Raw genomic sequence first — 23820 nt, 5'->3', positions numbered from 1 at the left:
GACAAAGCTGGAATACTTAATAGTGGCTGATTTTTAGACACTATTAAGTGTTACTGGTTTGTTGATTCATTTTACAAACTAAAAATAGTTTCAAAAAGTCCAACTTAGTTGAACATTACTGGCTCTTTGAATTACTTTACCATACAGTTACATCTTTTTCAATATCACCCTAAATTATGCTTTTCTAAATCCTCAATTTCACTGTTACATAGCTTAATAATATATTCTGGAACAGTAGAATATTCAGTTGGATTTAATTGAAATAAGCTATCATTTTCTATATGATATGCCTCATCTATAAATTTTTTAATAATTGTATCAGCTATTCTTCCATGTTGAATAATTCTATAAAGCTGTATTTTTTCATAATTACTTAATGCAGATTTATACAGAAGTATCATTTCTTCCAAATTATGTGCTCTTTGATATACTCTGTCATATTCAAATCCATTAATTTCTTCACTAATAACATTTGAAGCTTCTGTTATTTCAATTTCGGTCATAGGACGTTCCCCACTTTCCAATTGCAAAATCGGATTCTCTCTACCAGGGTGAAAAACATTTGATAGCAATTGCCAAGCCAAGCTCTTATCGCCAACCGCTTCTAATCTTCTTCTCAAATATATCAACTTATTTATTTCATCGATATCAGAGCTTATATTATCATTCGCAATTTCAAAAAAAGAGTGAATATCAGAAGGGGATATCTCTTTTTCCTCTAATTCTCCTTCTCTATTACATAAAAATGTTGCTACTGGAACTGGATTAAATCTACATCGAATGCTACTTGTATGTATCAAATCAATAATAGGATCAAAATCATGTGTTAACATCAACACTGTTTTTCCTTGGAAAGTACCTGTTCCCTGAAACAGCATTTCCATTATGGCATATTTTTTATTTTTATCAAATGATGAAATTGGATCATCAAGAATCACTAAATCAGGCTTTTCACTTAAAGCTTTATACATGAATAGAACCAATGCAAAAGCATTTTTTTCTCCATAGCTTAGCCTAAGCTTCACATCATTTACATGTTCAAGATTTTCTTTACTTATCAATACCATTCTATAAGTGCTATTATCTTGATTTTCTTCAATTAATACTTGATAGTTATAGCCCGCACTTTCCAGAAATCCATTTATCTCTTTATGATATTTTTCAATCGTTTTACGGATATAACTTTTTTGTTGATTAATCTCACCTTGTAATTTTCCAGCCTGAACTAAAATATTATCTAATGCTGAGTTAACAAGTGCTATACGTTCATTTGTATATGAAGAATTAATATGCGATAACATGTTCAAGTCGATTTTTTTACCTTGAATTGTTGTCATAACTGCATCTACATCTTTTAAGGTCGCGAAGTTTAATGACTTAATTTCTATCAGTTTTATATTCAAAACCGATACTTGATTTTTTATTTCTTTTAAAAAATTAATTTCTTCTGCAGCAAATGCTAAACTACTACTAGCTAACCGATCAATTACTTCTTTCACAGATTCAGTAAAATAATTTCTTAAAATTTGAAATACACCTATCATCTTCTGAAGCTCTGCAACATATTTAGAATCATATTCATCAGCCACTTTTTTAATTTTTGTTTTTTTCTCCTCAATTAATCCTTCCGCACAATATGGACATTTATCTATCGTCTCCATAAACTGTATACCTTTACTCTGCCAAGTCAACCAAGTTGCATTATTTTGGCTCTGAATAAATGGTGTATATTCAGCTAGTTCAGTCGGCACATGAACAATTTTGTTTCCTTTGGCTAAACCCTTTCCAATTGAACCTGTTTTTGAATAACCATTTTGAGTTGTTCCAAATCCTGAAATGAACGTTGTTAATTCTGAAATAAGTTGATCAAAATCAGGATTTTCTCTAAATGTATTTTGAATATCCTGAATTAATCCTTGTATTGTTTGCATACGTCTTTCATAATCTTCTGTTTTAATTAATATTTCAAAGCTATTTGCAAGCAAATCATTTGGTAAAAAAGTATACTGCTCTAAAGTTTCCTCATTGAAAATAGATATTTTAGTTAGTTCAGATGATATATCAACCTTGGGATTGTATTCTTGAGTATTAAAATCATCAGATAAGTACTTATACGGTTTGAGACTTTTCAATTGTTCTTCTGATTTAGAAAAGTCAATTGCCTTAGAAATTGAAGATTTCCCTGTTCCGTTAATTGCATACTTTATATTGAGTCTGCCTTCCTGTATATTAATCAAAGCGTTATTAATATTATTACAGTTTTTTATTGCTATCTCCATTAATCCCCACCTGTTTAACCTTTCTCAATTTTCTGCTTACAAATAAATTCTCCTTTACGCCACTGCATTTGCATTAATCTCTTCAATAACCTTCCTTATCCCCATCCACACATTTAGATCCGTAAAGATTTCCACAACACTTCCTTTATCTGTAAACGGTGATTCCTGAAGTACCGAAAAGTCTTTTAGCATTCCATTATGAACAATATACTCAACTATCTGGTTCACAAAATATATTTGTGTAGAATCAAGATTTGTTTCTACCAGGAACTCTGAAAATGCTTCTTTGGCGGCATTCATATCGAGTCCTACGATTTCGCGTACAAATTCCCCTAAAGGTTTTTGTCCATATTCCTGTTCATAGTCGTCTCTTGTTCCAACTTCTTTCCACAGTATTTCTTCTAGCAAATCCATATCTTGCGATGAAAGTGGCTTATTTGTTTTTAATTTAGCAATTACAAGATTATCCTGATGTTGTCTTACATAAAATTCTGCTTTAGCTTTGTAATTTTTCAATTCATCACTTTCTAATTCAGACTCTTTCCATTCCTGCGATAAGATATCATCGTCAAAATGTGTATTGTATTTTAACGTTCCACCTTTTGGAATATACTTCATAAGATTTCTTAATTTCTCTCTTATATGCTCAAACTCATTGATTCCAGCCCGATCTATGTAATCTGTATGAAGAATCTGATGAATTAATTCAGATTGAACCTGTATCTCAGGTATGTTAGCCACACTTGAAATAGCACTTACTCGTTTCATCAAGTCATTTCGTGCCTTTGAATATTTCTTGCCTACCAAATAAGCAAGTTCAATTCCATACATGAGTGCATCAAATCGAACAGCACTTGCTTCATCAAAATCCGGCAAAATAAGTGGTGCTACTTCTTCTCTTACCAGTAAAGAATCTTCATAAGTCAATGCATTATAATTATTTTCACTAGAATATAAATCAACATATTTTAAATGTTGCTTTACGGCAAAATTATCTCGATTTAGCTCTGACACTTTTTCCGACATTAATTTCACCAAGTTCTTACGATATTCTATTAATCTTTCTGTTTGATAATCAATATCTTGAAGCTTGTATGCGATTTGAAATTCCAAATTAAATATTGCACCTTGAAGTGCCATCATATTGGCTGTTGGTTTCCCATTGCTAATTCTAAAGAATTCAAAATTTCCGCAGAAGTCAAAAATATAAAACTTCTTTTTATCCTCACCATCTAATAGACCTGGACACAAACGTGTTCCTCGTCCTATCATCTGCCAGAATTTTGCCTTACTCATCACTTTTTTGAAAAAGACTAAATTCAAAACTTCTGGAACGTCAATTCCAGTATCTAACATATCTACTGAAATCGCTATCTGAGGCATTTTTTTCGGATCAGAAAATTCATCTATGGCACTCTGTGCATAGGTCATGTAGTTATCGATTACCTTTGCAAAGGGTTGTCCGTTTTTAGAAAGATGTGGATATTCTTTATTGAATACTTCAAGAATCTTCTCTGCGTGGTCATGATTCTTTGCAAAGATAATGGTTTTTCCAAGTGTTTCTCCATAATTGATTTTATTTCCATCTGTCATTAAGATATGTAGTACTTGCTTTATAGTATCTTCATTGAAGATCCATGTATTTAATGCTGCTGAATTAATTCTTTCAGGCAATTCTCCATTTTCATCTTCAAAGGTTTCTTCGTATTCTGCCTTATCTTCTTCTGATAATTCATCATATACAATTCCCTGATCAATAAATTTCATCGTTGTTTCTACCGACATGAAATCTACCAGATATCCATCTTTTACTGCCTGAGCTAATTCGTATCCATATGTAGGAACCCCATTTTCCAATTCAAAAATCTGATAGGTATTCTTATCAATTTCATCTTTAGGCGTAGCTGTAAGACCCACCAATGGTGCGTCAAAATAAGTGAAGATATCTTTATATTTATTGTAAATGGAACGATGCGCTTCATCACAAACCACCAGATCAAAATGACCGCTTGTAAAAAGTTTTCCGTCCTCATCTTTTATTTCATCAATGCAATTCATCATTGTCTGATATGTAGAAAATACACAATGCACATTGTAATTCTCTTTCTCCTCACACAGATTTGTTACAGATAAATCAGGCATTAGATTCACAAAATTTCTTTTTGCCTGTGTAACCAGCGAATTTCTGTCTGCTAAGAATAAAATATTTTTTATCCATCCTGCATTTAACAATACTTTGCATAATGCTATGATTGTTCTTGTTTTTCCGGAACCGGTTGCCATTACTAAAAGTGCTCTTCTACAATTTTTCTGGTCAAACTGATCACATACTGCTTTAATTGCACCTTCCTGATAATAGCGTCCTGCAATATCCTTATCTACTACAATATTCTTAAGACTTGTGCGCATGGTTTGAAGATTAAAAAGTTTCTCCAAGTCACGTTTTGAGTAAATAACGGCTACTTTTCTCTCTGGGTACTGATTGTCTATGATTCTTGTCTCAAACCCATTTGTCAAAAATACAACTGGTCTTCTATGATATTGCTTTTCCAATAAATCTGCATATAGCTTCGCCTGTTGGCGCCCTTTTACAACATCCACACAAGTACGTTTTGCTTCAATTACAGCTAATGGCTTATGCGCGTCATCGTATAATACATAATCCGCACGTCCCAGTTCTGATTTATTTGGCATTCCTGGCAATTCAACTTCATTGATCCAGTCTTTCCCTTCTGTCCATCCTGCATCCTTTAACATAGAATCAATATAAATCTTTCGCGTTTTGTATTCGGATAAATCTAGTGGTTTTGGAACATAGGACTGTTGCTGTTCTTCTCTTCGCTCTGTAAGTTCCTCTTTTAATGCTTTATTCTCGGCAATAAGGGTTTTCAGATCTATGCCAGTTTCCATAGATTTGTCAATTGATTCAGCAACGGCATTTGCGTTTTGATTTTCTAGAAGTTTAATATCAAAAGATTTTTCTGAATAATCATCTGCGTAGCAATACGTTACATAGTCAAGAAAAATATATAAATTTTGCAAACAAAGTACTGCTTCATCCTTTGTTACCTTTCTTCCATTATGTGCAGCACGATTACCTATTCTACGTATCAGATCTATACGTTTCCATAAATCATCATCTACAAGGTCATGAAAATCTTCTGTACTCATTAAACTAGCTAAAGTATCCTGATATGGCATTTCTAAAGACTTGTCCACAGAGTACATCCATTTAATTGCAAATTCCATCGCCCGACGACAATTGATAATACAAGACTCCACGTCTATTTGTATGACTTTTTCTGCCACAATTGCCACATCAGCAAAACTATTAAATTTTGGTTCTTGTTTTAAATAATCAAAGTTTGTCATCTGTGAACACCCCTTATATAAATTAATAATCTATATTCTTTTCAGTTATATTAAAAATTAGTTTCCAAACAACTTCACTAATGTTGACAGTAATTCACCTATAATTCCAGCATTTTTATAAGAATCAATTAACGTAACTGCAGAAGAACTGCCTGCAACAATCTTAGGTATTATTCTTGATAATTTATCTTTTATACTTGGAGTCATAACCTCATTTTCACTTTTTAACATTTGAACTATATCATTCAACACCTGTACTAATTCATGGATATCTTGTTCATCATGATCAGGATGTATACTATGTATCTTATCAAAATCTACAATCTCGAACTGCTTATTAACAAGGTGTAATGTTAAATCATATGGATCATTAAACCAATATCTATCATAATTTTTTACTACTCCATCTATTTTAGAAAATTCAATGCATACTCCAAAATATGCTCTTTCCAAAACATGCATAATTACTGATGACTTATTAATGGCTCTATTCGATTTAATCTCGAAATGAGCTGGTATTATGTCATTATACCCTCTATTACTATACGTAGGCATACTTTTAAGCTTTACTATACTTGGCTCATACCCTGGTGGACTTGTTACACAAATCAAAAAGCCACCTGGTACACTGTAATCATCAATAAAACTAATATTTCCATTTTCCAATTTAGTACATTTCGTTTCCCGACCTGTTGGTTTTTCTTGTATTAGTGCATTTCCAGAAACAATTATTGGAAAAATGGGCGTATCTGTTTTGGCACGTGGTACTAATTGAGTTTCATAAGACCAATTAATGTATTTTTCATCAATAAAATTAACCTTAACTTTTCCATTTAAATCTATAGATTGATTAACCAAAAATTCATGATACATAACTTTTTCTCCTAAATATTAATCTATTTTATTATAATCAATATTATATCCCATTGCTTTTAGTTCTTGCAAAACACTAAACTTCCATTGTCCACTATCCGAATATACAACACCACTCAAATCTGATGGAATCTCAATATCCTTGTCGGCAATGAGCATCACCTTATTTCTTCCAAACTTTCCTATGAAATATCCGGCTTCAAAAACAACATTTTGACGTGCTCTTTGCTTATAATCATTTTCTTTTTTCGACTTACCTTCATCGTCGGCTGTAAAAAGACAGATGGCCCCACTAACATCAGCATTATATTCTATTTTTTCAATAATTGTTTGTTCTTGATTTGCCTGTTCATGTAAGATTATAGGAATAATTCCTTGCTTTTCAACTAATCTGGCAACTGACTCTTTTATTTCACCATCATGACCATGTACAATAAAAACTTTATTATAATTATTTGATGTAACCTTTCTCTTTTGTTGATTTGATTCACCTTCATTTAAATCACTGAGATATGTTTCAAATACGGCTTTTGAAACCAGCAAACCTTCTTTACACGCATTTACAAATGCACTATCAGGAGTACCCATAACCCACATAGATAGTGAAAATGAAGTATTTTGAAACTCCTTATGTTCATAACTATCTTTTCCAAATATTTTTATTAACAAGCGTTCCGTTTTGTTTTTCCATGCAATAAATTCAGGTTTTCCTGATGATACTTTTAATTCGATTAGCTTATTTATTTCATCAGACACTTCTTTTAGTTTTTCATAGTTATTCATTATGTACCCCCATTTTGTATTTTTACTTAATATTTTCGAATTCAACAATTGCTATATTTCACTTTTAAGTTTCTGTGTATTTTTCATTATCTGATTCAAACTATGTGCGAAATAAATCAGTTGCTCCTCCAATTCTTCCTCTAGCAATCCAATATTTTTTAGCAAAACCCATATAATTAACAACCTTTTTTCCGCTGTCTATTTTTCCAGCATTAATTTTTATTAATTCTTCAAATTCATTATAATTTACTAAATATATTCTTTCAAAATAATCTATATGGTCTATAAAACTTTTCAAAAAATTCTTTAAAGCTTCCTTATTTTTAGGACTAATTTTTCCGCGTCCTTCTCCCTTCCTATATGTCATAAAACAATGATTATCTTCCTCCCCCAGCTTTTTCTTTTTATAATAATCTTCTAATTCCGCAATAAATGCTGCAATATTTTCTTGTAAAAAAATACCTTTAACCGCTTGCATCCCACCAGTCATTGGCATAAAAGAGAAATTCTCTAATTCATGATATTTCTTATTGCAATCCTTTAATTCGCCTAAATATTCTTGTAACTTATCTTCATCGTCTTTAAAGTCTCTATATAATAAATTCTTATATTTTTCATAATATCGATTTCTTCTAGTATTGGTGCTTTTGTTACTCCCAAAATTAAAAATAGTATCTCCAGCCATTTTTAATTTTAAATTAGACTCTTCACTAGATTTTTTTGATTTTATATAACAACGAGGTGGTCTATTGGTACCTTTATCTTCTAACAAATCAAAATTTAGCAAATCCTCAAAGGATGTTTTGTATGCTTCAGTATACATTTTCCATGTTTCAGGGCACGAATCTAAATCATAATCTTTGTTCTCAAATCTAATATTTTTTTTCATTTTTCCCTTCCCAATTATTTTAAAACCTAGGACGGCTATAGCCAAAATCATACAATTCATATTACCGAATAATACACCACACCAAAATAAGGCTTAAATTTTTTTATTATTAAAGTTCTTAATCAAAATATTTCAGCATCAATGAATCAAATAACACCTGCGTTTCATCTAATGAATTCTTAACTTTAACTTTCAATTTTTCAACTTGTTGTACGAATTCAATGAACTTATTCTGCATATCTTTAGGTGGACATATTATAGGAAAATCTTCAATATGATTTTTATTCAACTGCCTCTTATCAATTCCACCAACACATACACTTCTGATATATCCCAAATATTCTTTGGATACTAGAATTTTTAAAACAAACTCATTATTAATTTCTGGTTTAAGTCTTATAAAGTAAACATGCCCATTCACATTTGCAGTATCATCCTCACCCAAATATAATGCAGCACGCCCGAGAGAACTATTTTCAGTATTTATTCTGCCTGTCTTAGTCATCAAGATATCACCATGTTTAAGACTACTTCTTTTCATATTCCCATGAGTTTCTTTGTCAATATAAGCAATATCCTCCATTTCCAATCTACCTTTCCAAACATTTTGACTACGAAAAAAGGTTATCCCCTTATCAACATAAACTTGTTCTCCACCTTTTGGTGTATTCCCACTATTAATTTGAACTGACAAATCACCTAATTTACATACCTGCCAATTCATAGTATTTTTTACTGGATCCCCAAACAGCTCGACAAATCGGGATTTGATGAGGTCATCCAATGCATTTAATTGAGTTTTCCTATTGTCTATTACTAGGTTTACCTTTTGTAAGATTAATGCAACTCTCTTTTGTTCTTCTACACTGATCAACGGAAGTTTCAGATTTTGAAGAACCTCTAATTTAATTCCTTGAATGGTTGCTCCCCTTGCTTGCTTATTTAAATATGGCGCTGATGCTTTTATAAAGTATCTCAAATAATCTATATCCCAATCTTCGGTATTGATGTCTACAATAGAAATTATATCTTGATTTGTACACATACTGACTTTATTAACTGCAACTTTTCCTACTCCTACACGAGTTCCAATCATTAATGAATACGGGGGTACAATCTTTGTAGCGCTCTTATTAACACCTTTTTCCGTTAACCAGTCTGTCGCATTACTTTGATCAATAATTTTTCCGTTTAATGCAACCGTTGTAATCCAAGGTATATTGCCACCAAAGTAACTTTCTACTTTCTTTGACGGAGTCCCACCAGACTGAAATTTTCCTATATTTTTCAACTGAGTCGTTTTCATAATCATCCCTACAAATCTAAATTTGCCTTTACCTTTCTTCAACACTTACAGCATTACCTTTAACTGAGCTAATTCCTTTGCAATCTGCGCGTCTAATTCTAATATTTTATCCATAATCTCTTCTGTTGGTGGATATTCTATTGCTTCATATTCTACCTGCTTATATTTATTTATCGAAAGATCATATCCGTTATCAACGATTTCCTGCTTTGGTACAAAGAAAGACTTGTCCGTTCTGGCTCTGTTTTCTTCCTCATCTCTATTATGAAATCTTTTAATAATATCCTCTATATCATTTTCGTTTGGTGTTGGTGTTCTTTTATCATCTAAACTATATCCATCCGATGTCATATCATAGAACCACACGTTATCCGTGCCACCATGTCCTGTTTTTGTAAAAATCAAGATTCCTGTGGATACTCCAGCATATGGTTTAAACACTCCTGATGGCATAGAAATAATTGCTTCTAATCTCTGATTTTCAATAATTTCTTTTCGAATTGCTTTATGTGCCGTAGAAGAACCGAATAGTACTCCGTCTGGTACGATACAAGCACATCTTCCTCCAACTTTTAACATTCTTACGAATAAAGTTAAAAACAATAATTCTGTTTTCTTTGTCGAACATACTTTTAACAAATCAGGTGATACAGAATCCGCATCCAACGTACCTTTAAAAGGTGGATTTGCAAGAATCAGTGAGAATTTTTCTTTATCCATATTCTGTTCTGACAAACTGTCTTTATATTCAATAAACGGACTTTCTACACCATGTGTCATCATGTTCATGGCTCCAATTCGAAGCATAGTTCGATCCATGTCATATCCAAAAAACATGTGATTCATATAATGATCTTTTTTCTGCTTATGAAAGAAAATCTCTTCCTTATGTTTTTCCTTTAAATATTCACTTGCTGTTACAAGAAATCCAGAAGTACCACAGGCAGGATCACAAATTACATCATCCGCTTGTGGCTTCATAAGTTCCACCATCATGCGAATAATGTGTCTTGGCGTTCTAAACTGTCCATTTCTACCTGACTGTGAGATTTTAGAAAGCAGGTATTCATATACATCTCCACGAATATCAATCTCTGTCTTATCCGTTTCTCTTTTTGTTTCTAGCATAAGTTTATAGATTTCATCTAAGGAATCTACTACCTTTGACAATACTAATGGTGTCGGTAACTTAAAGATAGCATCGTCCATATATTTTGAATAAGCACTATTTTTGTTATTATGCAATGTCTTAATAAAAGGGAATACCCATTCCTGCATAATGGAATACATTTTTTGTGTAGGAAAATCATGAAAAACAGACCATTTCAGCTGTGTTCCATCAATATCTCTATCTCCTATTTTAACGCTTTCTGCAAATATACTTTCATATGATAATCCAAGCATTGCACTTTCTTTTGCTCTTTTATTATCCGAATCATCCAGATCATGTATAAACATAAGATATGTGATCTGTTCAATTACTTCTAATGGATTTACCAAACCTCCTGCTGCAAATATGTCCCATAGACTATCAATCTTATTTTTCAATTCACCAGTTATCATTTTATTCAACCTCTCTATTCCATGTGTAGGCGGTATAGCGTCCGCCACCAATCTTTACGACCTCACCGCTTTTCACCAAATCATTTAATGCTCTTTGTACTGTTACCTGACTGATATCAGGACACTTTGTCATAATTTCTGCCTTTGTTATTTTCCCAATTGTTTCTTTTATTATTTCTCTTACTCGCTCAGGCTTTGACATTCCACTTGTTGTAAGTAATTTGACTCTGGAAGAAAACTCTCGATATGCATTCACAATCGTCCCTAATGTATATCTTACAAATGGAGCATAATCACTTTCATTTTCATGCCATCCTGTAGAACTAGCCTGCAGCGCCTCATAATAAGTCTCTTTTGATAATTCAACCAGTTTTTCTATACTGATATATTTTCCTACAATATATCCAGAACGATATAACAATAAAAGAGTAAGCAGTCGGCTCATTCGACCATTTCCATCATTAAATGGATGGATACATAAAAAATCTATTACAAACATTGGAATAATAATTAACGGATCTACCAAATCATTATTCTTCATAACATCATCAAACGCTTTGCATAGCTTTTCAATTGATTCTGGTGTCTCCCATGATGCAACGGGTTCAAACCTTACCCTTTTATTTCCCTGACTATCTGTTTCAGCGATGACATTATCAGAGTTTTTATAATGCCCTCCGCTTTCTATTCCACTAAATTTATATAAATCTCTATGCAATTGTATGATGATTGCTGGTTTGATCGGTATGTGCTCATAACTATCATGTATTGTGTTGAGTACATCTCTATATCCTGCAATTTCGAATTCATCCCTGGTTTTTGGCATGGTCTTTGCTTGTACAATTTTTTTCAATCGCTCATCCGATGTGTATATGCCTTCAATTCTATTGGAAGCTTCAACACTTTGGATTTTCGCAATCTCCACTAATTCTGTTAATTCATCCGCATAAGACTCTATAAACAAGGTCTGTTCACCTTTGAATTCATGTATTTTAGAAAGTAAGGACACTATGTCTGGTGTCAACAATTCTTTCCATTTTTGATTATAATCGTAATCACGCATTTTAATTACCTCATTCAAATATTAATTTCATCATTTTAGAGATTTTGATCTAATTAAATTGTAAGACTTAATTAAATCATTGTCAACAATCAATTTAATCATTTTTATATTAATGATTAAATTGATTGTTTGTTTGATCACATTAATTCACATACCTAATTCATTATCTGCCTTTGTCTTTCTCCCATTTCCCCTCGCTTCTATCATCTCCTTGTCGATTCAACGTCACGTCATATATTTAGTCTTCAAACTGTTCATCCAAATCCTGTTTTATACCAAGTTCTTTCGTTACCGCCTTATATAGTTTCAGATTATTACTTGAATCTCCGATCTTAAAATTGAATATCCTGTCTTTTGTAGATGATTTCAAATATCTATAATCGCCATATTCTCTTAGCTGTCCTGCTATTTCAACGGCTCGTGTTTCAGTAGATTGTGTCTTGAGTGCTTTACATAGTTCTAATGCCTCGTCATACATTTCAGAAAAATTTACCCTATAACCATTTGCTTTATAGTTGCCTCTTATTATCTCAAACACTTCATTTTCATCCATACCTGAAGATATCTGTTGAAGCAAAATACGTTCAGACACAGATAATAACAAATATGTTTCTAAAGTGGATGGAAATGGATTTTCTGATATTTTAGCTATATCAATAGCTTTTTCTTCCTGAGTTACCGCAGTTTCATCAAAATCAAAGACAGGTTCTTCCTCAACTTCTTTTTGAATTGTTACATTAACTACTTCTTCATAAAACACAGAATTTTCATTCGTAATAGCAGGCTTGGTTGTCACAGATTCTCTTGCTGGTTCTTCATAATCCAGATGGTTCTTATCTGAATCATAATAAAACGGCAATGCAACTTCATTATCATCCACAATCAATTCTGTTTCGAGCACATCAAAACTAGCTGTTGCAAGATTTTCGTGAATTGCTATATCAACTAACTTATGCTGATACTTTGCTTCCGTCTTCTCCTGCTAATGAAACCCGTGACAAAAGATGCTGATGTCAAAATGACCTACAATGACAATGAGTACATGGCGTCAGGTGCACCTGTTGCTTTAACTTTTGAATATGGATTGGTAAATGATTTTCTGTTAGAATGGAATACAAAGAAAAAAGAACTTGCGGATGGCACCATTAGTGCCAATGATTATTTTGAATGGAAGATTACTTGGCCACATGCCTAAGCTCTTCCGAAAGAATTTTATACAAAATCTGTGATTTTGCACAAAAAAGTGTGATTTTCTTATTCATAGAATAGACGTCCGCATAGTACCAAAATAGTACCAAACGACATAAAGAGAGCCCACAAATCCTTATTTTACAAGGCTTTGCGGGCTCAAAATTTTTATTCAAACTCAATCGTCGCCGGCGGCTTCCCGGTACAATCATACATTACCCGGTTCACGCCCTTCACTTCATTCACAATCCTGCTGGTAACGCACCCCAGCACCTCCCAGGGTAGCTGTGCTGCCTCGGCAGTCATAAAGTCGGAAGTATTTACAGCTCTAAGAGCAATGGCATAATCATAGGTCCGTTCATCGCCCATAACACCTACCGAGCGCATATTGGTAAGAGCCGCGAAATACTGCCCGAGATCCTTATCCACGCCAGCTTTCGCGATTTCTTCTCTATAGATCGCATCCGCTTCCTGAACGATCTTCACCTTCTCCGCAGTAACCTCGCCGATAATCCTGATGCCGAGCCCCGGTCCGGGGAAAGGTTGTCTATATACGAGATGGTCCGGAATACCTAACTCCAGTCCGGCCTTTCTTACTTCATCCTTGAACAAAAGTCGAAGGGGTTCAATAATTTCCTTGAAGTCCACATAATCAGGGAGTCCTCCTACATTATGGTGAGACTTAATTACAGCGCTCTTCCCCAACCCGCTTTCAATAACGTCAGGATAAATCGTCCCCTGAACGAGATAGTCGACGACACCGATCTTCCTCGCCTCTTCTTCAAATACGCGAATAAATTCTTCGCCGATAATTTTTCTCTTTTGCTCGGGCTCTGTCACTCCTGCCAGCTTGCCATAAAAACGCTCCTGAGCATTCACTCGAATGAAGTTCAAGTTATAAGGACCGTTAGGACCGAATACCTCCTCCACCTCGTCGCCTTCGTTTTTACGGAGCAAACCGTGATCTACGAATACACAGGTCAGCTGCTTACCGATCGCCTTGGATAAGAGAACTGCCGCCACGGAAGAATCCACGCCGCCGGAAAGGGCACAAAGCACTTTTCCGGTTCCAACTTTTTCACGGATTGCTTTAATATTTTCCTCTACGAAGGAACCCATCTGCCAATCGCCTTTACAGCCGCAGATATCCGTTACGAAGTTGCGAAGCATCTTCACACCTTCTTTTGTATGCACTACTTCAGGATGAAACTGTACCGCATATAAGCCTTTCTCAGCATTTTGCATGCCTGCAGCCGGACATACCGGAGTATGTGCTATTATGGTAAAGCCCTCAGGTACTTTTTCAATATAATCGGTATGGCTCATCCAACAAATTGTCTTCGGAGACACATCCTTGAAAATTGTCTTACTATTATCTATATTCACTTCTGTTTTGCCGTATTCGCTTACCGGCGCGGTCGTTACCTTGCCGCCCAGAAGGTGTGCCATCAATTGGGAGCCATAGCAGATGCCCAGTACGGGAATGCCGAGTTCAAACACCTCTTTATCACAAATCGGTGAATCCGCAGCATATGCGCTGTTCGGTCCGCCGGTAAGTATGATTCCCTTAGGGTTCATTTCTTTCAGCTTATCCAAACTCATGTCATAAGGATGCACTTCACAATAAACGTTGCATTCTCTTACCCTTCTGGCAATCAACTGATTATACTGTCCGCCAAAATCCAGTACGATAATCATTTCTCTTTCCATCTCTGTGTCGTCCTTTCGCATAGCCAATTTTAATCGTGCGTTTCTATTATATAGGAAACAAGAAAGCCTTGTCAAACAAACTTATCGTTACTGTTCACTCCGTTCACAGTAACCCATGATGTTCTGCAATGCAAATTTTTTGCTTTTAAGTTCGCTTCGCCAAGCAGAAATCATCTCTTGCATCACGTTCTTACTATTACGGCCTGGCTTTTTCTATCATATGGCGTTCCCACTTATTTCCACGGTACCGATACCCATAACAAATCGCGCGGAACACCCAGTCTATCGTCATTGCAATCCACACTCCCATAAGGCCCAGCCCAAAATATTCACTGAAAACATATGACGTAATGATACGAAACGTCCACATGGAGCCAATCGCTACGACCATCGTCCATACCACATCTCCAGCTGCTCTGAGAGTATTGGGAAGTGTGAAGGAGGGCATCCAGAGAATTACGGCCATTGCCGCGTGATACCGGATTACCCGGATGGCCAAGGCCTCCGTTTCAGGGCTTAGATTATATATCTTCATAATCCATGGTGCACATACAATTAACAGCAGGGAAATCGCACCGGTGCAGACAATAGCCAGCCAGAGCAGCTTTTTGGTGTAAAATCTCGCCTGCTTAAAATCTCCGGCACCCACACACACTGCTGCCACGGAAAGGAGTGCAAGGTTAATCGCTTGTCCGGGCAGAATATTAAAGCCAGCCAGCGTATTACATACTGCATTAGCCGCGATCGCAAAGGTTCCGAAGGTGGAAATAAGGCTGAGCAGCATTATTTTCCCCAACTGGAATAAGCTGTTCTCCATTCCGTTGGGGATGCCGATATAAAGTATTTTCTTAATGAGCCCTACATCGGGCTTCCATGTAAGCTTACCTTTAATGTTAATGAGTTTATTCGGATTGAACATAAGGTATAAAATGACCGACGCCGCAAAGGTTTTGGATATGGTGGTAGAAATAGCGGCGCCCGCAACGCCCAATTTTATTCCATATATCAAAATGGAATTGATGGTCACGTGCACAATGTTCATGAATATGGATATCCACATGGTCGTCTTCGCGCTGTTCATGGCTCGGAATAGAGCTGCACAGGAATTATAAATTACCAGAGGCGTTATGGAAAGTGCCGTGATGGTAAAATAGGTGACAGCGCTTGACATGACATCCTCTTCCACTTGCCCGAATACAACGCGAAGCAGCGGCTTATGCCACACTAAGACGCAGACTGAAATAACAACGGCTGTAATTGCGGAAAAAAAGATTAACTGCCACGCTGCCCTTCCTGCACTTTCGGGATCCTTCTGCCCCAAAAAATGCCCTGCAACCACAGCTCCGCCGGTGGCCATAGCCGCGGATATGTTGATGATGAGTACATTGATATTGTCTACCAACGATACGCCGGACACTGCTGCTTCACCTACTCCGGACACCATTATCATATCGATCATACCGACAAGAATTGCAAGAAACTGTTCCAGCACAAGCGGGAGAATTAACTTTTTGAGGTCTTGATTAGAATACAACATTTTATCTTTTGTCCTTTATTATTTTACATCGACTTTACAAATCCCCATATGTCATTGTATTCCCAATTCGTGCTGATGTAAATATTTTTCTCTTGTAGCAAGCCCACCTCTGATGTGGCGCTCGGATTTATTGACGTCTAGAACCTTCCTTGCTTCCTTTGCGAGCACCGGATTAATCTGCCGCAACCTATCTGTGACATCTTTATGTACCGTAGATTTGCTAATTCCAAACTGCTTCGCCGTCTGTCTTACGGTGGCATTGTTATCAATAATATAATTAGCAATATCAATTGCCCTTTCTTCGATATAATCCTTCAAAAGAAATCCCCTCAGAATACTTTTTTACATTGTATGAAAGATTCTGAAGGGTTATGACTGTCTTTTATTTAGCCTCAATTATTTTAAAATCTGAATTCCGCCAATAATCGGCAGCGGTTTCTTTTCTCCTCTGGCCGCCGCTATAATTCCGAGAATTGAGAATACGAACAACATCATACTTATAATAAAGTACGCGAGGGTAAGCAGTATACTCCCTCCTGTTATGAGCCTGAATACCCCGAATAATATATTCGTCAGCAGCAAGACCAAGCCTTGATTCGCATGATATCTGGCAAACTCCGAGTTAGGCGATGCAAAAAGGGGAATCAATACGAGTATGCCCAAATACGACAATACCGCATATATTTTGTTGGCGTTCACATCCGTTTCTTCCTCCTCCGGCTGTTGATATATAACTTCTCCCTGAACCCTTTCCGGCGATTCCTCTCCATTCACGAACGATGCTCTGCAATATCTGCATGTAACTGCGTTTTCTTCAATAGGTGCTCCACACTGCGGACAAACTTTCTCTGCCATATTTCTGTTCTCCCTCATTCTTATTGTTAGTTTCTTAATATCTTTATCCTTTTTCTTATTGCTGTAAAGTATACCATCGATTGACAAGGTCAAACACGGTCGGATAAGGGTAAATTTATGTTTCTGCTTCGTCAATCTCACCCGCTTCTGCGCACATTCATAGTAAACCTGCACCCCGGATAATTTTCACACCCATAGAATTCCCCGAACTTGCCTTTACGCTTTATCAAGTTACCGCCGCACACCGGGCATTCAGGCTCAGGAGACGTATCCTTCACTGTACCCAGTATCTTTCCAAGCTCTTCATAACACCTCTGATTCATAATACAGTCATTCAGCGCCCGGTGAGCTCCCCTCGTTTCAATTTGGAAGTGTTTTGAAACATCGGTGAGCTTGTGGTGGGAAAGCTGAGGCAGGCATTTCCTTGCCAGATACAAGGTATCCACATAGTCATTTTTCATATCCATTCCCAGATGAAGCTTTACCGCATCATAAGCGAAGTTCGTATCGAAGGTATGTATATTATGTCCAACCAGAATATCTTCTCCGATATAATGAGCGAAGCCTCCGATCGCTTCTTTGATATCCGGCTCGTTCCTTACCATATCGTCGGTAATTCCATTTACCGCGGTAGCTCCTGCCGGAATATGCCTTCCCGGATTCACCAGAGTGGAATATTCTGAGATGATTTCTCCGCTCCTTACCTTAACAGCAGATATTTCAATAATCGCATCTCTTCCCTGATCGATTCCTGTAGTCTCCAAATCGAATACGATATAATCCTGCACATACTTGTTTAAACGCTTTCCCTTTTTCCTTACTTCCGATCTTGTAAATTTCTCCATTCTCGTCAATTCTATTTCCTCTTTATGTACTGTCATTATGTGTCTTCTATTCCCCTTCCCACTTTTATTTCATTTAATCTTTTATACCATTTTCTCTTCTTATCCCATTTACTCTTTTATGTCCTCACTCACTTCTATTGCTTGATTCCTTTTTCATCCCTTACCCTGCTTTTATCTCCATACTCTTTTGCTCCAACCACTCCTCACTTTAACACTGTATCCGCTCTCTTCTCATTCTTCCCCTCAATATACTCCCTCATCTTCGCCCGTATCCTCTCAAACTGTCTCTCCGTCACCGGATTATCCGAATCGAAGTTCATCAGCTTCTCCAAATACCCCTGCTTCTCCACCAATTCAAGGCTTACCGGATATACCAGCTCATAAACGAGGGAAATGTGACCTACCACGTTATCCACCGCGGTCTTCTTCAGCTTTCGATACACCGCCTTCTCACCCTCGAAGCATTCCAGTACTTCTTCTGTGACCTGGCTGCTTCTCAACTCCTCGCTCGACACATTATAGATTTCCTCCAGGGGGAAATCCACATTGACCTTCAGAATATCTATTTTATCTGCATCTCTGATAATATGGCAGAACATTTCCGTTCTGGCCTCAAGCTTATCCGGAATGCGATAAGCGTTATGGCAGTTTACCGCTGTAAATATCGTTTCATCCTCCGAAGTGTTCTCTATATAATCCCGTATTTTCCCTTGGGAAAAAAGAATTTCCGCGCCATACTCCGCATGGTTAATCGACAAATCGTCGATGAAGGTTCCATAGTTTTTCAACTGTTCAAATCTGCCTATATCGTGTAGAAGGCCGATCAGCCATGCCAGATCCGCATCTTCTCCGGACAACCCCAGAGACTTCGCTATTTCATCGCATAAAACGCTCACCCGGTAGGTATGTTCTATTTTAAGCCGTACCTTCTCATCCCGGACATCATAAGCTTCCACATAGCTTTGAAAAGCCGCTTCGGCCCTTTTTCTATCTATTTCCATCGTAAGTTCCTTTTCTTCATAATTACTATATCAGACCTATTCTATCAGACCATTCAACTCCTGATAAAGAAGCTTCGCATAGCTGTCCGTCATGCCACAGATGAAATCCGTCACTAACAGCAATCTTAAATACAATTTCTCTCTCTCATCCTTATCTTTGGAATATATCTTGTATATCGCTTTATAATTATCGGATATGAGCGCAATCATTTTTTCCTGAACATCATTCAGCTCTTTGTCCGTATCATAATAAATCGCTGCGTCCACAAACTTATCGAGGAGGAAATTCATAATCGTTTCCGCCGCGATTTCCAGCTTTAATATCGGCTTGGACACGAAAGCATAGCGGTAGGCGATATCACCCAGCATATAGGCCATATGCTCGATATGAGTGCCGGAAAACAAATCCTTTTTATAGGTGCCGTTCATGATTTCCTCATAATTCTTTGTGAATCCATAGGTAGCGCAGGCAATCATCTTCCCCTGGATCCGCACCACCCAGTTCTGCACCGCATAGGTCTCGGGCTGGGCGATTCCTCTGTCCAGCGCCTTTTGATATCTATCCTCTAACGCTGCGACCAGCTTGCAGTACTCATCCTCTTCCTCTTTTCCGGCACCTCCTTCTTTTAACTCCTGTACCAGCTGTCCGTAAGTAATGCGTCCCTTTTTGAAGGAATCCTCGATATCCGCCGTTTTATAAGCGATATCATCCGCCGCCTCCAGCACATAAGTGAGCGGATGCCGCTTCCCATTCGTACCAAGCGTTTCCTGCAAATCCGCGAAGATGTCCCTTTCCGCATAATAATACCCCATCTTCTTATCCTTGATATCTCCACTGCTTTTGTTGATTCCGAGAGAGGAAACCGGGTATTTGATTATGGTTCCCAGAAGCCCTTTGGTCAAGTTCATCCCATGCTCGTCCACCAGATAATGCAGCTTCGTCACCAGCCTGAGCGCCTGCGTATTTCCTTCGAAATGGCACAAATCCCCCTTCATCTGCGGCAAAAGCAGCTCCTCCAGAGTCTTTTCGCCATAGGTAAGCCTGCTCATATTTTTCAGAAACCACTCCCTGATGACGGTTTCGCCGAAATGTCCGAAAGGAGGATTCCCTATATCGTGCAGAAGCCCCGCGCATTGCAGGATGTCGCACACATCCGCCTGATAGGACTCCTTAAAAGCAGGGTCCCTGATATCCAGAAGAATCTTTTTCGATATATTCTGTCCCAACGACTTCGCAAAGGAGGATACCTCCAAAGAGTGCGTCAGTCTCGTCCGCACGAAATCGCTCTTATCCAGGGGAAAGACCTGAGTCTTATCCTGCAGGCGCCTGAAGGAGGCGCTGCCGATAATCCGGTGGTAGTCCTTCTCGAATTCCGTGCGCAAATCTCCTGAATTCCCGATTGCCTTATACATTCTTATCCTATCGCCGCACAATAGCTGCTGCCATTCCATTCGTCTCCCTCGCTTTCCGCTCTTTCTTATTATATAAAAACAGCTTTTAATCCTTTTTCTTCAACTTTACTACGTTTTTGCCGCAAATACAAGGCTTTCAATCCCTTCCATGAATTGACATGTTACTGTTGTTACTGTTCACTCCGTCGCAGCAACTGCCCGACAAATGGACTTTTTACAAACTTTTGCGGACAATCGAATCCGAATCAAAAGAACGACTGCGTCTATGAAAATATTTAGAAGTTCTTTCTTTGAATAGCCAGGCCATAACAGAAAACAAAACTGTTTGAGCGCAGCGAGTTTTTTGTTTTCTGTTATGTTTGGCTTGACTATTCAGAGAATTAGAACTTCTTATATATTTGAATTCGGCGCAGGAGTCTTTTGGGTTCGGATTCGATTGTCTTCCATATCTGCTAGAAGTCCGTTTGCCGGACGTTACTGTGTGGAGTGAACAGTAACATTGACATTCCTTTCGCCCATAGTATATTATATATTAAGATAATTTTATTTTCTATCTTCTGATAAAGGAAGGATATACGACTATGAAAAAAAGAACGGGAAGGTTCCTTTCGCTCCTCATCATCGCTACACTTGTCATGAATGGATGCGGAACCGCAAATACACCGGAAAATACAGCTGTGCAAACACAAGATGCCCAAACCGAAGACAATCAGGCACCGGATGACGACCAGGCAGGCGACGATACACAAAGCGGCGATGCCGCCGATACAAGCTCACAAGCTGATACAGCTTCCGATACAGCTCAGTCATCGGATTCCGAAGTTCCCAGAGCAAGGGGCACATCCTCGGAAACTGCCGCCGATACAAGCACGACCGCGCAGCCAGACGACGGCGAAACGCACAACTTCGTAGGCATCATAACCGATGCGACCCAGTACTCCGTTTCTGCTCAGTCGGCCTTAGGGAACACCTTCTCCCTGACGATTCCCGAGTCCGGCGTCCAAGGCAATCTGCGTTATCTTACCGTCGGTCAGATAGCGACCATCACCTATACGGGCTCTCTGGATGAAAATCATGCAACTCTCGTAGGTCTTTCGGACAGTTCTCTGCTTACCGGAATCTATGTAGAGGAATATGCCTTTGCGATAAAGATCATCAATGCGGTAAAGGCTATGAATGTGGACGAGCTCGCCAGCCTGACCAATTTTCCTGTGTTTGTCGATAAAGGGGGGGACTCCAAGGGGCCGGTGGACGATGCGGAAACCTTCAAGAAAATAGACAGCGATGTTCTGTTCACGGAAACACTGGTTGAAAGAATGGGCAACTATAATCTCTTTGATCTGGAATATACCGACGCCGGCTTTGTCATGGGCGACGGCGGACCGAACATTACCTTCGATGTGGACGATGACGGAATCTTAGGAATTATAGGAATCAACTGCACGGCTACACCGAGCAAATAACAAATATCTCAATTAATAGGACACAAAGTCATGAAAATAGTGATAATAGACGGTCAAGGCGGCCGAATCGGCAGCCTGCTCATAGAGAAACTAAAAACCTCCGACATCCGGGCGGAGGTTATTGCTATAGGTACCAACAGCATAGCCACAACCGCCATGCTTCGTGCAGGAGCTGATGCCGGTGCTACCGGAGAAAATCCGGTTATTGTTAATTGCCGCGATGCGGATTACATTATGGGACCTGTGGGCATTGTCGCCGCAGATTCCCTTTTGGGCGAGGTCACTCCTGCAATGGCTTGCTCCATAGCCTCTTCCCCATGCGAGAAAATATTGCTTCCGGTGAACAAATGCAGCCTGCACATAGTGGGCTCTTCCGGACTGGCAGTTCCGGCACTTATCACAGAAGCGATCACATATCTGCAATCGCTCCTCCATTAACCCTTCTGCTTTTCATTATGCAATTCTTCTCACAGACAGTATCGATTTATAAGTCGCTGACGTTATCTTGATTCCCGTCCTCTCTGTGCTGGCATGCACAATATTCCCATTTCCTATGTAAATTCCAACATGTCCCGCATAGCAGATAACATCTCCCGGCTGTGCCTGAGAGTAATCCACTCCGCTTCCCGCGTCTCGTATTTCCCATGAAGTACGGGGAACTGAATATCCGTTATCCTTGAACACCCGCCATACGAATCCCGAGCAGTCGGCGCCATCCGTAAGGCTCGTTCCGCCCGCCACATAAGGATTGCCGATGAACTGGCAGGCATAGGATGCGATTGTCTGACCGGAGCCGCTTCCGCCGGAAGGAATGCTTACGGAAGCACCGGAGGAAGAACCTGAAGACGATGAAGAGCCGGATGACGATGAGCTCGAAGAAGAATTGCCGCCATTTGCAGCTGCCGCCGCTGCTTCTTTTCTCTTTCTCTCCTCTTCCTTCTTTCTTGCCTCTTCCTCCAACTTCTTGATCTGCGCCGTCTGCTGCTTGATCTTCGTCTTATAAGCCGCAGCCTCCTGCTTTGCCTTCGCTATCTGCACATTATAATTTTCATACTCCTGCTTCTTCTCATCGAGCAGCTCCTCCATACGCACCTGCTCTTCTTCCAGCTCATGTTTAGAGGCTTCCAGCTCCGATTTCTCATCCTCCAACTGATTCCACACCTGCTGCACATACTCCTTGGCAGCCTGATATTCCTCCAGCATTTTTCTGTCATATTCATAAAGCTGTTCTATATAATCCGCCTTATTCACCATATCGCCGAGGCTCTCGCTGGTCATGAGAAGCTGTACGTAGGAGATGTCACCCTGCTCATACATGAACTTGATGCGAAGCTTCATGGCCGCATACTGTTCCTCCTCCTGCTGCTTCGCTACCTCGTATTCCGCCTCCGTCTCGTCGATCTGCTCTTCCTTCTCCACGATTTCATCCTTGATGATATCCACGCTGGCAATAATTTCCACCACGTTGGCATCCAGCTCGTCTATCTCTCCGCCAACCTCGCTTTGCTGTCCCTGGAGGCCGGAGATTTGTCCCTGCACATTATTCAGTTTATTCTGGTCCTCTGCCTGTTGTTTTTTAATGTCATTAATCGTAGACGCGTATACCGTTCCCGCGGGAAGGAGCGCCATAACGAAAGCCATGGCTACGCTGATTAATTTTACAGCTTTTTTCTTCATAGA

General features: G+C 38.3%; 20 protein-coding genes. 3 read left to right on the top strand and 17 right to left on the bottom strand.

Annotated elements, in window-relative coordinates; all coding sequences use genetic code 11:
- Positions 1-164: 164 nt before the first annotated feature.
- The 9 genes from V6984_RS02360 to V6984_RS02320 form a co-directional block, all read right to left on the bottom strand.
- Positions 165-2279 carry an AAA family ATPase gene (locus tag V6984_RS02360; protein ID WP_342758216.1) on the bottom strand — a complete coding sequence of 705 codons (2115 nt, stop codon included), beginning with the start codon at positions 2277-2279 and terminating at the stop codon, positions 165-167.
- A gap of 54 nt (positions 2280-2333) precedes the next feature.
- Positions 2334-5651 (bottom strand): DEAD/DEAH box helicase family protein, encoded by a 3318-nt coding sequence (locus tag V6984_RS02355; protein WP_342758215.1) that lies wholly within the window; start codon positions 5649-5651, stop codon positions 2334-2336.
- 57 nt (positions 5652-5708) lie between these two features.
- A complete protein-coding gene (locus V6984_RS02350) occupies positions 5709-6524 on the bottom strand; it encodes a hypothetical protein (protein ID WP_342758214.1) in 816 nt (271 codons plus the stop codon).
- 18 nt (positions 6525-6542) lie between these two features.
- Positions 6543-7307: a nucleotide-binding protein gene (locus V6984_RS02345; protein WP_342758213.1), complete on the bottom strand. Its 765-nt coding sequence runs from the start codon at positions 7305-7307 to the stop codon at positions 6543-6545.
- Positions 7308-7407: 100 nt separating this feature from the next.
- Positions 7408-8196: a hypothetical protein gene (locus V6984_RS02340; protein ID WP_342758212.1), complete on the bottom strand. Its 789-nt coding sequence runs from the start codon at positions 8194-8196 to the stop codon at positions 7408-7410.
- A 118-nt stretch (positions 8197-8314) separates the two neighbouring features.
- Positions 8315-9547, bottom strand: a complete 1233-nt coding sequence (locus V6984_RS02335; RefSeq protein ID WP_342758211.1) for a restriction endonuclease subunit S — start codon at positions 9545-9547, stop codon at positions 8315-8317.
- Complete coding sequence (locus V6984_RS02330; RefSeq protein ID WP_342758210.1) at positions 9548-11065, bottom strand: class I SAM-dependent DNA methyltransferase; 1518 nt, start codon at positions 11063-11065, stop codon at positions 9548-9550. It abuts the gene before it with no gap.
- 1 nt (position 11066) lies between these two features.
- Positions 11067-12128 (bottom strand): Fic family protein, encoded by a 1062-nt coding sequence (locus V6984_RS02325; RefSeq protein ID WP_342758209.1) that lies wholly within the window; start codon positions 12126-12128, stop codon positions 11067-11069.
- A gap of 238 nt (positions 12129-12366) precedes the next feature.
- Positions 12367-13008 carry a hypothetical protein gene (locus tag V6984_RS02320; RefSeq protein ID WP_342758208.1) on the bottom strand — a complete coding sequence of 214 codons (642 nt, stop codon included), beginning with the start codon at positions 13006-13008 and terminating at the stop codon, positions 12367-12369.
- Positions 13009-13113: 105 nt separating this feature from the next.
- Between V6984_RS02320 and V6984_RS02315 the strand changes: the two genes are divergently transcribed.
- A complete protein-coding gene (locus V6984_RS02315) occupies positions 13114-13323 on the top strand; it encodes a hypothetical protein (RefSeq protein ID WP_342758207.1) in 210 nt (69 codons plus the stop codon).
- Positions 13324-13484: 161 nt separating this feature from the next.
- Here the strand turns inward: V6984_RS02315 and guaA are convergent, their stop codons facing one another.
- The 7 genes from guaA to V6984_RS02280 all read right to left on the bottom strand — a co-directional run bounded on the left by guaA (position 13485) and on the right by V6984_RS02280 (position 20716).
- On the bottom strand, positions 13485-15026 hold the full coding sequence (gene guaA, locus V6984_RS02310; RefSeq protein WP_342758206.1) for a glutamine-hydrolyzing GMP synthase: 1542 nt from the start codon (positions 15024-15026) through the stop codon (positions 13485-13487).
- A 196-nt stretch (positions 15027-15222) separates the two neighbouring features.
- Complete coding sequence (locus V6984_RS02305) at positions 15223-16563, bottom strand: MATE family efflux transporter (RefSeq protein WP_342758205.1); 1341 nt, start codon at positions 16561-16563, stop codon at positions 15223-15225.
- A gap of 51 nt (positions 16564-16614) precedes the next feature.
- Positions 16615-16881 (bottom strand): sporulation transcriptional regulator SpoIIID, encoded by a 267-nt coding sequence (spoIIID, locus tag V6984_RS02300; protein WP_342758204.1) that lies wholly within the window; start codon positions 16879-16881, stop codon positions 16615-16617.
- A 78-nt stretch (positions 16882-16959) separates the two neighbouring features.
- Entirely contained in the window at positions 16960-17418 is a 459-nt protein-coding gene (locus tag V6984_RS02295) for a hypothetical protein (RefSeq protein ID WP_342758203.1), read from the bottom strand.
- A gap of 137 nt (positions 17419-17555) precedes the next feature.
- A complete protein-coding gene (locus tag V6984_RS02290) occupies positions 17556-18299 on the bottom strand; it encodes an exonuclease domain-containing protein (protein WP_342758202.1) in 744 nt (247 codons plus the stop codon).
- 167 nt (positions 18300-18466) lie between these two features.
- Positions 18467-19264, bottom strand: a complete 798-nt coding sequence (locus V6984_RS02285; RefSeq protein WP_342758201.1) for an HD domain-containing protein — start codon at positions 19262-19264, stop codon at positions 18467-18469.
- Positions 19265-19300: 36 nt separating this feature from the next.
- Positions 19301-20716, bottom strand: coding sequence for a deoxyguanosinetriphosphate triphosphohydrolase (locus V6984_RS02280; protein ID WP_342758200.1), 1416 nt, complete (start codon positions 20714-20716; stop codon positions 19301-19303).
- A gap of 542 nt (positions 20717-21258) precedes the next feature.
- Between V6984_RS02280 and V6984_RS02275 the strand changes: the two genes are divergently transcribed.
- Complete coding sequence (locus V6984_RS02275; protein ID WP_342758199.1) at positions 21259-22140, top strand: hypothetical protein; 882 nt, start codon at positions 21259-21261, stop codon at positions 22138-22140.
- 30 nt (positions 22141-22170) lie between these two features.
- Positions 22171-22578, top strand: coding sequence for a DUF3842 family protein (locus V6984_RS02270; RefSeq protein WP_342758198.1), 408 nt, complete (start codon positions 22171-22173; stop codon positions 22576-22578).
- 15 nt (positions 22579-22593) lie between these two features.
- On the opposite strand, the gene V6984_RS02265 is transcribed toward V6984_RS02270, so the two are convergent.
- Positions 22594-23817, bottom strand: coding sequence for an NlpC/P60 family protein (locus tag V6984_RS02265; RefSeq protein WP_342758197.1), 1224 nt, complete (start codon positions 23815-23817; stop codon positions 22594-22596).
- Positions 23818-23820: the final 3 nt, after the last annotated feature.

Source organism: Kineothrix sp. IPX-CK, assembly GCF_039134705.1.
GTDB classification, from domain to species: domain Bacteria; phylum Bacillota; class Clostridia; order Lachnospirales; family Lachnospiraceae; genus Kineothrix; species Kineothrix sedimenti.
This window is presented reverse-complemented; position numbering and strand designations above follow the sequence as displayed.